The 13856-nt window shown below is 64.3% G+C and carries 8 protein-coding genes and 1 tRNA gene; 6 read left to right on the top strand and 3 right to left on the bottom strand.

Annotation, left to right across the window (positions count from 1 at the left end; all coding sequences use genetic code 11):
• The first annotated feature begins 31 nt into the window (after positions 1–31).
• Positions 32–105, top strand: a tRNA-Val gene (locus CIK77_RS03180).
• Here CIK77_RS03180 and CIK77_RS03175 read toward each other — a convergent pair.
• Together CIK77_RS03175 and CIK77_RS03160 are read right to left on the bottom strand one after the other, a co-directional pair.
• Positions 65–1645 (bottom strand): recombinase family protein, encoded by a 1581-nt coding sequence (locus CIK77_RS03175; protein ID WP_249268544.1) that lies wholly within the window; start codon positions 1643–1645, stop codon positions 65–67. The genes CIK77_RS03180 and CIK77_RS03175 overlap by 41 nt on opposite strands.
• A 596-nt stretch (positions 1646–2241) precedes the next feature.
• Positions 2242–4641 (bottom strand): leucine-rich repeat domain-containing protein, encoded by a 2400-nt coding sequence (locus tag CIK77_RS03160; protein WP_087054533.1) that lies wholly within the window; start codon positions 4639–4641, stop codon positions 2242–2244.
• Between the two features lie 355 nt (positions 4642–4996).
• On the opposite strand from CIK77_RS03160, the gene CIK77_RS03155 reads away from it, so the two are divergent.
• From CIK77_RS03155 to CIK77_RS17505, 3 genes are all read left to right on the top strand, one after another.
• The gene (locus CIK77_RS03155) at positions 4997–5380 is read left to right on the top strand and encodes a hypothetical protein (RefSeq protein ID WP_087054534.1); all 384 of its coding nucleotides are present in this window, start codon (positions 4997–4999) and stop codon (positions 5378–5380) included.
• A 136-nt stretch (positions 5381–5516) separates the two neighbouring features.
• The gene (locus CIK77_RS03150) at positions 5517–8720 is read left to right on the top strand and encodes an AfsR/SARP family transcriptional regulator (protein WP_249268537.1); all 3204 of its coding nucleotides are present in this window, start codon (positions 5517–5519) and stop codon (positions 8718–8720) included.
• A 65-nt stretch (positions 8721–8785) separates the two neighbouring features.
• Positions 8786–9367 carry a hypothetical protein gene (locus CIK77_RS17505; RefSeq protein ID WP_140403512.1) on the top strand — a complete coding sequence of 194 codons (582 nt, stop codon included), beginning with the start codon at positions 8786–8788 and terminating at the stop codon, positions 9365–9367.
• Positions 9368–9391: 24 nt separating this feature from the next.
• On the opposite strand, the gene CIK77_RS03140 is transcribed toward CIK77_RS17505, so the two are convergent.
• A complete protein-coding gene (locus CIK77_RS03140; protein WP_087054536.1) occupies positions 9392–9631 on the bottom strand; it encodes a hypothetical protein in 240 nt (79 codons plus the stop codon).
• Positions 9632–9896: 265 nt separating this feature from the next.
• Between CIK77_RS03140 and CIK77_RS18025 the strand changes: the two genes are divergently transcribed.
• Positions 9897–10307 carry a relaxase domain-containing protein gene (locus CIK77_RS18025; RefSeq protein WP_258861441.1) on the top strand — a complete coding sequence of 137 codons (411 nt, stop codon included), beginning with the start codon at positions 9897–9899 and terminating at the stop codon, positions 10305–10307.
• A complete protein-coding gene (mobF, locus tag CIK77_RS03135) occupies positions 10241–13438 on the top strand; it encodes a MobF family relaxase (RefSeq protein ID WP_258861440.1) in 3198 nt (1065 codons plus the stop codon). Before CIK77_RS18025 ends, mobF begins: the two co-directional genes overlap by 67 nt.
• Positions 13439–13856 lie beyond the last annotated feature (418 nt).

Genomic DNA, 13856 nt, shown 5'->3' with positions numbered 1-13856 from the left:
TATCTATCGAGGCCTTCACGGGCCGCAGCAAGGGCGATTGGCGCAGTTGGTTAGCGCGCTTCCTTCACACGGAAGAGGTCGTGGGTTCGAGTCCCGCATCGCCCACAATTGAAGACGTACTAGAACTCCTGACATCGGCGGAGGCTGGTGCGGACACAAGGGCGGCGAACGGCTCAGCGAGTCGGATCGCCGCCCTTTCGTCTTCGTCGATCTCGATGCCGTCGGTGAGGGCTTGGTTCGCCAGCCGCTTGCCCTGATCGTCGGTGCGAGCGTAGAGGTTGGCGCAGTCCACGAGCAGGCTCAGTGCAGTGCCGAGGTGCTTGCGTGGCCCTTCGTGCTGGTCGTGCTCGTTGGCAAGGCGGCGGTCGATGTCAGCGAGTCCAGTGCGGATGCGGTCTTGATGACGCTTGAGGGTCTCCAGGTCGATGGCGTCGGCGAAGTGCGCGGCGAGCAGCTTGTCGCTCTCGTTTTGGAGTCGCTCGCGGTTCTTGGCCAGTTCGGCCAGTTCTTGGGAGCGGGAGGCGAGACGTTCGTCGAACGCGGCCTCGACCTGGGCGGCGAGGGCGGCGTACTCAGCCTCGGTGATCGCGATGTCTTGATAGCAGTCTGCGACGAGTTGCTCGGCGATGCCGACTGGCACGGCGCGGCGGGTGCAGTTCTTCCGCTTGGAGGCGCGTCCGGAGCACACGTAGTAGGCGTAACGGATGCCCTGCTTGTTGGCCGGGTAGTCCAGCTGCATCCGCGAGCCGCATTCGCCGCAGAACAGGGACCCCTTCAGGTAGTGGTCGTGAGAGCGTCGTCGCTCAGAGGCGATCTTGCGGGAGTCCAGGAGCCGTTGAACTTGCTGCCAGGTCTCGATGTCGATCAGCGGCTCATGAGTGCCGGTCTGTTCTGCCCCTCGGTAGCGGACGATGCCGATGTAGTACGGATTGCGCAGCAGCTTGAAGAACCCGGAGCGCGCCACCGGCCCGGAGGGGCGCTTCGGCGTGGGCACGGTGGTCAGGCCGCGTGCGGTGACGGCAGCGAGGAGGTCCACAACCGTGTGGTCGCCGGTGGCGTACTGCTCGAACACCCACTTCACGAGCGGTGCTCTCTCGGGGTCGATCTCGACGGTGCGGTACTCGCGGCCCTGCTCGTCGTGCTTGCGGATGTTGAGGTAGCCGATGGGGGCGCGCATGGGTGTGCCGCCGGTCTCGAACTTCTGGATCAGACCCTTGCTGACCTCTGCGGCGAGGTTCCGGGAGTAGAACTCGGCGATGGAAGACATCACGCCGTGGACGAGAGTGCCGGAGGGAGTCTCGTCGATGCTTTCGGTCACCGATATCAGGGTCACTCCGGCTTCGATGAGCGCGCTGTGGATCTGCAGATCGACCAGACGGTCTCGGGCGAGGCGGTCGACCTTGTGCACGATGCAGTAGGTGACCTGGTGGGTCTTGATGTACTTGAGCATCCGCTGGAGATCGGGCCGGTTCATGGTCTTGGCCGAGTAGCCGGGATCGCTGAACTCTGCGACGATCTTCGCCTTCAGGTCGGCTGCCTTGCCGTGATTGGCCTTGCGTTGGGCAGGGATCGAGAACCCCTCGTCACGCCCTCCTTTCGCCGCCTGCTCTTTGGTCGAGACCCGCTGATAGGTCACCGCTGTCATCAGCGGCGACGTATCCGTGGTGGCGGTCGGCATCGTCAGTGTCATTCCTGTCTCCTTGCTCGTCCACCGACGATCCGGTGGGTGCGGAGTCGTCGGCATCAAGGTGGTCACCGATACGGCGCTGCCGCTCATCGATTTCCTGAGCGTGGAGTTGATCTGCGATGTGCAGAATCAGCGCGATCAGTCGGGTTCTGTCAGGCGCCGGGCGCAGCCGTGGTTCGGCCGAGATTCGCCGGCCTGTGCTCGTCGCTCGATAGTGCCGCATGCCCGGTAGGTGGAACGGGCGGGCCTTCAGCGTTGGGAACACCGGCCTGCGCTTGGCGGCGCTCTCTATGCCGGACGGCGACGAGCCGGACGAGGCTGATGGGGCCGTAGATGAGGAACTTGAAGGCGTTGTAGATGCACAGCAGTACGATCAGGTGCAGCCAGCCGGGCGCGCCACCGTCGATGAGGGTGGCATGATGAGGCCGCCGATCCACGTTAAGTAGGCGACGAGGCCACCCACTTGAGGATCGAATCCGTCGCCCCTGCTTCGCGCGTCAACCTCGGGATCGGGGTCTGGAGAGTCAGTCATTGTTCCTTGTTCCCCACTCTGCCTATGCGTTGTGGCGCTGTCGTGCTAGCAGAAGCAGCAGTCCGCCGATACCGAGCAGAGTGCCCGCCGCAATCGCTCCGTTGAGCCCCGGGCCACCCGTGGCCGCGAGGGTGTCCTCGTCGCCTGGAGTATCCGTGTCAACTTGGCACGATTCGTTCGTGTCGGGGGCGTAGCCGTACTCTCGCCGATTCGGGTCCATGTCCCCGGTGGGATCGGAGAACACGTAGCCGGCCTTCGTGACTGCGGTCAGTAGGCCGTCGTCATCGACGACCCAACTGAAGCCCTCAGGCACATCATCGCCGGTGGGCAGAATCCACGTGGCGTTGTCGGGGCCGCAGGGGTCATCGACCGGCAGATCACCGTTCGGCGCATCGATCACGGTGGGCCCGGGATCCACGGGGGCGCAGTCGACTTCGTCGAGGACGATCACGAGTTCGGCGTAGATGCCGTCGCTGTTCCCGGTCCAGTCGGTGCCGGGACCGAGGACGAGGCGATAGTTTTCAGCGGGGGTCGCCTGCACCGTCACGGTCTCACCGGGAGCCACCGTGCCGTCGATCGCGTAGTCGACGCCCTCGGTGTCGGGCAGGGTGATCTGCGGGTCGACGATGTCGCCGTCCACACAGGCCGCCTGCGTCACCTCGGGGATCTCGGGTGCCACCTCAGCGGGACTGATCCGCTGACTGATCATGCCGGAGAACTGCGCGGCGGCCACGTTCCCAACACTCACCGAGGTGTTCCACGCCATGTCCTTGGTGCCGATGGTCGAGAATGACCATGCGGGAGGAGTCGCGTTGTAGCTGAAGTCAGCCTCGGACGAGCTCACCACCGCCGCATCACCAGAGACGTCGGTCACCGGATTGGGTGTCATGCTGTTCACGGTAGCGGTCGGCATCCTCACCGTCTGGTCGTTCAAGTATAGATCTGTGAGGTTGATCAGTCCCGCCAAGGGCGAGACATCGGTGATCTCGTTCTCAGCGAGATAGAGAAGCCGGAGATCGGTCAGGCCGGCCAAGGCGGAGACGTCGGAGATGTCGTTGAGGCCCGCATAGAAGTGAATCAAGCTCGAGAAGTTCGACAGGACCGACATGTCGGAGATGTCGTTGTCCCCCATGCTCAGACTCTCCAGGTTCGCCAGCTGGCTCAGCGAGGGCAGATCGTCATCGGCTATGCCGGTGGCACGGAGGTCAAGGGACTCGATCGTGGTCAGGCCAGAGAGGGGGGTCAGATCAGTGATGCCGCTGTTGACGGCGAACCACGCCGTCTCCACGGCGGTGAAATGCTCCATGCCGGTGAGGTCAGTCACCCCCGCGTTCTGGCAGTCGACCGTGGTGACGGTGGCCGCCTGCGCCTCGGTGATCGGATCGGCGGACGTCTGGCCGAGTTCAGCGTTGACGCAGGCGCGCAGCGCGTCGTCGGGCATCGCGATCAGCACTGCCTGCTCCACAGCGGTGAACGACAGCGCGCCGGTGAAGTCGTTGCCGTCGTCCCAGCCGATGCTGCCCGCACCCAAGGCCGTCGGGGTGAACGTGTTCGCACCCGTGTCGTACAGATCGTCCAGCGCCACCGGATCGCCATCCCGGTCGGTCACGGGGTTGGCCGCGGCCTCGTCGACCACGAGATCACCCAGTTCGACCGCCTGATCCGCGGCATCGAAGATCGTCAGGCTGAGAGTCGGCAGCGGGCTCAAGTCGGTGATCTCGTTGTCGTTGAGATAGAGATACTCGAGGTTGCTCAAGCCAACCAGGTCCGACACGTCGGCGATGTCGTTCTCGCCAAGGTGCAGGCTCGTCAGATCGGTCAGGCCAGCAAGGTCGGACAGATCGGTGATGCCGTTGTTACGAAGGTGCAGGCTCCTCAGATCGGGAAAGTCCACCACGACGGACAGATCGGTGATGCCGTTCGACGCGAGCCCCAGGGAGGTCAGGCTCGTCAGCTGTCCCAGGGCCGTCAGATCCGCGTCGGACACCCCGGCATTGTTGAGACTCAGACTCGTTGTCGTCGTCAGATTCGCCAACGGATCCAGGCTCGCGATGCCGTCGTTGTTGTTGAGCCATACCGTCTCCACGGCGGTGAAATGCTCCAGACCGGTGAGGTCGGTCACCCCCGCGCTCTGGCAATCGACCGTGGCGACGGTGGCCGCCTGCGCCTCGGTGATCGGAACGGTGGGCGTCTGGCCGAGTTCAGCGTTGACGCAGGCGCGCAGCGCGTCGTCGGGCATCGCGATCGGGTCAGATGGGGCCGCCGAGGCTGCTGTGGTCCCTGCGACCACGCCGCCGAGCGCGAGGGCGAGTGAGGTGAGGAGTGCCCCCGCTCTGCGAGCAGGACGGAACAACTTCCACCCGCGTGTTCCGTGTGCCTGAGACCGCAGATCACGGCGGTTCGCATGCAAATCCTGAGCCATCGGGGCTCCTTACGTGTCGGTCAAGAACGGGGTTTGCACTCATCCAACGCGACGGCACTCACATGACGCTCACACACGAGGCCGATGAGGCGCGATAGTGACGTGTGCTGCGCCCGTGTGAGCGCTGTGTGAGTGGCTGGACATCTAATGAAAGTGTCCACATCGCGCATGCAGGGATGCGCGAACACATGGGCGCGGCGGACACAGCAGCAAGGGAGCAAACACATGACGACTCAGCACGCACAGAAGAAGGGATGGATCAGCATCGCCTTGATCTTCGCGCTGGGGGGGCCTCACCGGCTGCGGCGGGACCCCAGATGTTCCTGAGGTCGCAGTCGATGAGGACGGGGATTCGGTGACCATTGAGGGCGACGACGGCGAATCCGTCACGGTCGACGCTGGGGTGGACGGTGAGATTCCCGACTGGTTCCCGGCCGAGCTGCCACTGCCCAGTGAGTACGCCGTGGTCAGCACGGTGGAAGCCGACGAGGATGATGGGACACTGAGAGGCGTGAATCTCACCACCCCGGCTGAGTTCGATGCGCTCGTGGAGTCTCTCGATGAGGCGCTCGCGGCGTCCGGAATCACCCCTGAGTTGCGCCAGATCGGAGCCTCGGGTGGCACCCCGACCGGAATGTACATGATTCCCGCGAACAGCGAGGTCTGGAACCTCTCCATCGTCGGATACGGCGAAGGAGAAGACATTCAGATGGGTTACGTGATAGCCACCGAAGAGTAGTGGCAGGTTCATCGATGTGATTCATCGACGCTGGGGCATCGTAGGGAGTACCTTTATCCCGACAGGGTGCCGTGCAACGCGACGTCGGCATCGGCCGGTCGCTGGCGCAGTTGGTCAATGCTGATGGAGGTGGGAGGTGCTGAACGTCCATCTCCTCGGGACCATGCGGGCTTCCTCCGACGGTCGCGAGATCTCATTGGGCGGACCGAAGCAAGAGACGCTGCTTGCATGTCTGCTCGTCGCCCAGGGAAGTCCGGTCGCATTGGACCGCCTCGTCGTCGATCTGTGGGGCGAGAACCTTCCGCGCGATCCCGCCCACGCTTTACAAGCTCGCATCTCGCGGCTGCGGGCGGCACTTCCAGTGGATATCGATCTGCTCGACCGGGGGTACCGCATCGATCCCGCGACGGTGCATATCGACTCTGTTCGCTTCGAGCAATTGTGCCGTCAGGCCGACTGGCTGATTGCCGAAGGGCTGCTCAATCAAGCATCCGAATGTTTGAACGAAGGACTGGAGCTCTGGCGTGGTCCCGCCTTTGCGGGTATCGACGGATCCCAGGAGTTGCACGGTGAGGCGATACGCCTGGAGAAACTCTTCGAGATCGCGCTGGCCGACCGCATCGACCTGGACCTCTCCCGCGGACGGCACCTGGACGTGATTCCCAAGATCCACCAACTCGTCGCCGAAGATCCGTTGCGTGAGCGCGCGTGGGGGCAGCTCATGACGGCAACCTACCTTGCGGGTCACCCTCAAGAAGCCCTCGACATATTCGCTCAGGCCAGAGAGACATTCAGCGAACGCCTGGGCGTCGAGCCCAACGGCATGCTTGGCCAATTGCACATCATGATTCTGGAAGAGAAGCCTGCCGCAACCCTATTGCGGTGGCCTCCAGTAAAGCCTTCAGAGGCCGAGACCACCCCTTCAGAAGCGATCAGTAACTTTCCTGTCACAGTGACCTCGAACCAAGCGACGACGCTTGCCCGGTTGGTACACACGCATGGCGCACTCCTGCTCACCGGGGCGCAAGGGATGGGAAAAACTCACCTTCTTCGCACCGTCAAGACCGTGATCGAAAAAGGCGCAGGCTCAGCACCGCTATTGACAGCGAGTGCCCTCAGCAGAGAGATTCCACTCGGGGTGTTTGCGGGAGTTGACGGCACCGACTCCGACATACACACCTCCGCGGCCAGCCTCATCGACTTTTTCGTTCGCCGCCGGTCAGTGACTGTGATATTGATCGACAACGTCGACCAACTCGACGAGATCTCGATGTTCGTTGTCACGCAACTCATTCACATATCTCGGGTACCGGCAATATTGACCGTCCGAGACCTGGCTCTCGCTCCGCCCGAAATTCAGGCTCTGTACGACAGCGGCGAAATTACCGAGGCAACGGTCGAGAAGCTCTCAGACGCCGAGGCAGATGAGTTGGTCGTGCAGATGGTGCGAGGCTCGGGGCTCACTCCTGACACGGGACCACGGTTTGCAGTAGTCGCCGACGGTAACCCGTTGCATTTGCGTGAACTCGTCACCGGGTCGCTCCGCACCGGTCGGCTCACTCAAACCGAGCACGGCTGGTCGTTGCAGGGACTGCCCGCCCCCACCCAGCGGCTTTCGCAACTCGCGGGGGACCAATTCGATGAACTCGATCAGGCCGAGCTTGAGGCTGTGGCGAAGATTGCTATCGCTGGAGAGTACCCCGCCGAGGCAGACGAGGATCTAACAGAGCTATCACGCGGCAGCTTGCTCGAGTTCACGGAAGTCGGTTGGCTCCGTCTGAGACGAGCATTGGACAGCGAGATTTTACGATCCAGAATCTCGGTGATGCGCTGGCAAGAGTTGACCAGCGAGGTCGTCGGCACATTGCGCAGCGACACGGCTTCCGCACGTCCTCAAGCACAGCAGCGCGCGTGTCTGCTCGCGCTTGGACTCCCGGGTCCGCTCGACGTCGCAGGCACGCTTGCGCTCGCCGAACAAGCGCTGAGCGCATTCGATGAGCGTCTCGCCCTACGCGCGGCCCGAGAGGTGATTGATCGGGATGAATCCAACCCCGATGGCTCTCATATGTCGCGAGCGCACCGCATTGCGGGGCAAGCTGCCTCGATCCTCGGTGAGCCGCAGGTGGCAACTGCGCACTTCGCGGCCGCACGAGATTTGCCCGTCACCGCCGCAGAACGTACGGCGCTTGCGATCGCACACGCCGACTATCTCGGCGTCCGACAGCTCAACGCAGAAGCTGCGCTCGATCTGATCGATGAGACGCGCGCCACCGTAGACTCGCCGGTCGAGGTGGTGGAGTTGGAACTTGCCGCAACCCGCTGGGCAACGGTTGCGGGTCTGAGTGCGGATCTTCCGCCCCAAGCTCACGTTCCTCCCGAGGTCGCTACTGCTGGTGGTCTGGTCACACACGCACTGGCTGCCGTCATCAGCGGACCGCTCAGTCAAGCGGAGAGTGCGTTCATCCAGCTTCGACGCCTGCCAGTGGACGCCCTCAACTATGTTCCCGGCGGGACCATGCTCCTTGAGCTCGCTGAGATCATGGCACTGTCGAACACCGGCGACGTGCTGTCGACTCAGCGACGGCTCCGCGAGAGGATCGACGCACAATTCCGAGGAGCACCTGAACGAGTTGGCCTGTCAGCGTACGCCCTAGGCTTCTCGCAATTGTTCTCAAGTGACGCAGAACAGGCGTATCAGACCGCAACCATTGCGGTGCAGCACTTGGAATGGCGCGACCTCGCTGGTTTGCTCCCCGCTGCACGAGCACTCCTCGGCGCGGCTAGCTGCGCCACTGGAAGAATCGTTGAGTCGGAGGCCGCGTTCGAGGCGGTTCCTGAGATTGCGGAGTCAGACCCAAAGGTGATGATGTTGCATGCCTGGTCAGCTGGGAAATCCGCACACGCCGAGGGCCTCGTTGAAGAAGCGGCACTACTGTTACTGGATGGTGCGGAGCTGATGCTCACGACCCGGCACACATTCTTCGCCGGGATTCTTGCGCACTGCGTTACTCGCCTCGGCGTACAGGTTAGCGAAGCCGCAGCCATCATCGAGAAAGCATCAGCGCTCGCAGGTGGTGGACTATTAGCTCTAATGGTGCGTCATAGTCGTGCTGTGCTCGTCGGAGATGCTGATAGGCTGCGTGTCGTCGCGCGTGAGGCTGAAGAGTTGGGGTTGATGGGCACCGCCGCCGACACCTGGCGGTTGCTCGGCGGTTTCTCTGATGCCCTTGGAACAACGCAGGCAGATTCTGAGTTCGCTCAGGAAGCTGTCTCGCGAATTCGCGCAGAGGCACCCTCCCTCGTGCTCTGGTCTGCGGCAGGGAAGACTCCTGTTCTGTGAACACCGTGTGAGCGCATGATGATCGAATGAGACCCCGGTCGGCTTGGCGCAAAAAGGAGTTCGCAATGGTTCGTGCAGTGAAGCCGGCATGGCAGAGACAGTGGGGCGCAGTGATTGCCGTGTGTGCCGTTGTCGCGCCTGTGGCGGTGGGATGCGCGCCTGAGAGTCCGCCCCAGCTCGAGGAGGGAGTCTCCACGCCCGCCAGCCCGGCACAGGAGACGAACGCAGAACCGGAAGAGGAATCGCCTACCCAAGCGAGCGACGAGCAAGCACAGGAAGAGACCTGTGATTGGGATTCACCGAAAATCTCAGCTGCTCCTGAAGCCACAGACGCGCAGGACGGCGAACTCGCAGAGGTGCTGGTCGGTTCGTGGCAGCATACCCACACCGATGAGGGGTCTGGTTTCGAAGCAGTAACCAACGATCACCGATTCGTCTTCCCTTCACCAGATCGCATGCTCTACTGCCAGCATGTTCCCGGTGCCACGGAGCACGAGGAGAACGCCGCGAATGTGGTGCTGAACAGCACCCGGATCGAGTGGGGTGGCGGAGAGTACGGCTACACGGTGATGGCGTGGGATGCCGACACGATGGTCTGGGATAACGCCGTGGGCGGCGGATACATTTATCTGCTGCAGCGTCGCTGAACCAGCGGAACCATCAGCCTGCCGTCAGTGCTCACGGCCGAAAGCTACCGCTCCGCCTTCCGTGGTGATGCTCAGCGTGTTGCCCTCGCAAGCGTAGCGCGCCTCGGTGAAGGACAGCGGATCTTCGGACGTGTCGTAGGCGGAAGACCCTGCTGGAGTTTCGAGAGTTGACACGGAGTTCATTATGACTTCGCGCACTGTCAGCGTGTCATCGGTCGTCGCCTCATACACGGCTTCATCGGTATCGTTCCTCACGACCGTCATAGACATACCGCCTTGAGCGAAGGTGTACAACCAATCTTGGTAGTCAACCCTACGGTGGCCTCCGGCAATACTGGCGTCGGTTCGGCGCCAGAGCATGTCAGGTCCTGTGCCGATACGTATGCCATCGCTGAGCCGGAGGTACTTTCACCCCCACACGTCTGGCACCAGGGTGCCGTCTGGGCGCGGAGCGCCCACCTGATCCCTGAGACGGCCCCTCCTGAGCCCGTCTCGGGGAGGGGCCGTCGTGGTGATGACGATCCGGGTCATGTCCTCGGGAAAGGGCTACGAGTACCTGCTGCACTCGGTCGTCGCCGGTGACGGCGACCGGGAGATGAGCAGCCCGCTGACCCGGTACTACACCGAGTCGGGCTGCCCTCCCGGCACCTGGATCGGCACCGGCCTGACGAGCCTCGATGACGGCCGTTCCCCGGCTCTGGCCGAGGGTGACACGGTGACCGAGGAACACTTGGCTCGGCTGCTGGGCGAGGGTATCCATCCGGCGAACGGGTCGGCACCCGGTACCCGAAGCTGCAACCGCCCCGCGAGCGGATTGCGGCGAGGGTTGCACGGCTGGATCCCGGATTGCGCGGTGAGCAACGAGAGCAGACTGTGCAACGCATCCGCGAGGAAGAGCTTGCCAAGACCCCACGTACCGCTGTCGCCGGGTTCGATCTGACGTTCTCGCCGTCGAAGTCGGTCAGCACGATCTGGGGCGTGGCCGACGCGGGCACGCAAACGCTCATTGCGCAGGCGCATCACGCTGCGATGCGCGACACCATCGCCGTGCTGGAACAGCGCGTCGCCGCAACGCGGGTCGGTCGGGGCGGGGTCGCGCAGATGCCGATCGTCGGGGTGATCGCCACAGCGTTCGACCATTACGACTCCCGCGCCGCTGATCCGCAACTGCATACGCACGTCGTGGTCTCGAACAAGGTGCAGGGTATCGACGGGCGCTGGCGGACGCTGGACTCTCGCCGCCTGCACAAGGCCGCCGTCGCTCTCTCGGAGACCTACAACGCCTTCCTGACCGATCACACCGCCCGGCTGCTCGGAGTGACATGGGTGCCGGTGGATCGCGGCAAGGACCGCAACACCGGCTGGGAGATCGCGGGCGTGCCCGCGTCGCTGTTGGCGGAGTTCTCTCGCCGCACCACCGGCACCCGTGATGGGGCCGAGGGGATCGAGCAGGTGAAGAACCGGCTCATCGACGAGTACGTGGCCGAGCACGGCAGGCAGCCCCCGGCGCGGGTCGTGGCGAGGCTGCGGCAGCAGGCGACCTTGGAGACCCGCCCCGAGAAGGAGCTGCACTCGCTGGCGGAGTTGACCGCCGAGTGGCGTGAGCGCGCCGCGGTGACGTTGGGTGAGGACGCCACCACCTGGGCGCAGCACCTGCTTGACCAGGACGCGACCGAAGCGCGGCTGCGGGCCGACGACATCGGGCTGGACGTGATCGATGACCTTGCCACGGTTGTGCTGATGGAGGTTGCCAACCGGCGTGCAACCTGGGGGCGCTGGAACGTGCATGCCGAGACGATGCGGCAACTCATGGGCGCACGTTTCGCCACCCCCGACGACCGGCTGACGGTCCTCGATCAGATCGTCGCTCGCGTCGAGGCGGAATCGCTGCACCTCACCCCGACTTACGACCGTGCTGTGCCCGCGCACTACATCGAGGGTGAGGGCAACAGGTTCCAGCCCGTCGATCAGATCGTGTACTCCAGCCAGGACATCCTCGACGCCGAACAGCGGCTCCTCGCCCACAGCAAGGCCGAGACCGGCCCAGCCCTCTCTGCACGGCTGGTGGCGCGGCACGTCTCGCGCAAGATCAGGGGCGTCCGCCTCGATCCGGATCAGGCCACCGCGATCACCCGCATCGCCCGCTCCAGGTTGACGCTCGACCTGCTCGTCGGCCCCGCCGGTGCCGGTAAGACAACCGCACTGCGGGCCTTGCATCGCGCATGGACGGCCGCGCACGGGCGTGACTCGGTGATCGGTCTCGCGCCCTCAGCCGCGGCCGCCGAAGTGCTCGGTGACTCGCTCGGCATCCGGGCCGAGAACACCGCGAAGTTCCTCTACGAACACCGCCACGACCGCTGGAACCTCCAGGCCGGGCAACTCGTACTCGTGGACGAGTCCTCCCTCGCGGGCACGCTGGCTTTGGATCGGATCACCGCCCATGCCGCCGAGGTCGGGGCGAAGGTCGTCCTCATCGGTGACTGGGCTCAGCTCTCCGCGGTCGAGACGGGCGGGGCGTTCGGGATGCTCACCCGCCACCGCCACCGGGTGCCCGAACTCACCGACGTGCGCCGCTTCGCCGACGACTGGGAGAAGACCGCCAGCCTCGGCCTGCGCCACGGCAACACCACCGCGCTCGACGCCTATCACGAGCACGACCGGCTGGTCGAGGGCGACGCCGAGACAATGCAAGACGCGATCTACGAGGCCTGGCGCGCCGACCGCGACGAGGGCCTGCGCACGTTGATGATCGCGAGCAGCGGCGAGATGGTCGCACAGCTGAACGAGCGCGCCCGCGCCGACCTCATCACCGCGGGCCGCGTCGAAGCCGAGGGCGTCGGGCTGTACGACGGCACCACCGCTGGAGTCGGTGATCTGGTCGTCACCCGGCGCAATGACCGCCGCCTGACCAGCGGCAGAACCTGGGTCAAGAACGGCGACCGCTGGCAGATCACCCACCGATACGAGGACGGCTCGCTCGCCGTGCGCCGGCTCGGCACCGGCGACCAGCCACGCGGCAAGGCTCTCGTCCTGCCGGCGAAGTACGTCCGCGAAGACCTCGAACTCGGCTACGCAAGCACCGTCCACCGCGCCCAAGGAGCCAGCGTCGACACCGCGCACGCGCTCATCGACCCGGAGAAGGCGGCGCGGGAGTTGTTCTACGTCGCCATGACCCGAGGCAAGTACCGCAACCACGCCTACGTCATCGTGCCCGACCCGCACGAGGTCGAGCCCCACCTCGACCAACCCAAGCCACTTACGCTCATCGACCGACTGGCCGAAGTGTTGAAGCGCAGCGATGCCGATGCGTCGGCCACCGAGACCCTGCAACTCCAGGTCGACCGCCACGCCTCGCTGTCCACGCTGATGGACGAGTACGACGTGCTTGCCCGCGAAGCACAGGTCGACCGCTGGGCCAACCTGCTCGACATCGCACCGTTCCCCGACGACGTGGCCGACGACGTATTCACCAGCCCCTACTACGAACGCCTCGAAGCAGCCCTCGCCCGACACGAAGCCGCCGGGCATGTACCGACCGTCGCGCTGAACGCGCTCGCACCCCGGTTGACGCCCGGCGATGAGCAGGCCGACCCTGCCGCGCAGTTGGCGAACATGCTCGACCAGGCCACCAACCAACTGGCACCAGGCAAGAACCGCAGACGTCGAGTCGCGGGTCTCATCGCAACACCAGCCCAGCCCATCCCCGACGACGTGCAGACCGCTCTCGATGAACGCCAAGCGCTCCTCGAAGCCCATGCCCGACGGCTCGTGAACGACGCCGAGCAAGCCGGTGCCGCGTGGCTCTCACGTCTCGGGAAGCCTCCAACACAGGTGAGAGCGCGAGCACAGTGGCAGGTGCTCGCTGCCACTATTGCTCTGTATCGGCACCGTTACGAGATCAGCGGCTCGTCACCGCTGGGTGACGCCAAGGCGATCCGTACACCCGAGCAGGCCGCCGAGCACCGCGCAGCACAATCGGCTCTTACACGGCTCAGCCGGCTCACCAAGCCTTCCGCCGACGTCCCGCCTCGACGAAGCGACCCGCGCATCGACCTCGGACGCGGGCTCTGATACCGCACCTGTCGTACAGGCAGGCGCGTTCTCGCGGCGATCATCACACCAAGTCTCTTGTGTGCGTCCATACAGTCATCCGATGAACGCCGAATCGCCGACAGATCGAGACCACGCTTTCGCCGTTCATCCGGGCGGTTCGAATAGAGTCCACTTCACTCTCCGTCAACGGTGTTCTAGTTCGTCTCCTTGGGGTCGTGACGACGCCAGACTCGCGTTCTGCGGTGGCCGACGCCTCTTCGCCCATACTGAGTTTCGCCTGCTCCCACGCGGAACTGAGCCGCTCAAACCGGCGCCAGGTGTTCGGTTTGAGTCCACCCACTTCCACCACATAGTCACCTGTTCAGAGGTACATTTCTCCGAGCCTCAGGACGCGCATCGGCCGCTCGTGCAGCACGCCGGCGATGCGCAGCTCGCT

This window comes from Microbacterium sp. JB110 (assembly GCF_003335195.1).
GTDB lineage: Bacteria > Actinomycetota > Actinomycetes > Actinomycetales > Microbacteriaceae > Microbacterium.
This window is presented reverse-complemented; position numbering and strand designations above follow the sequence as displayed.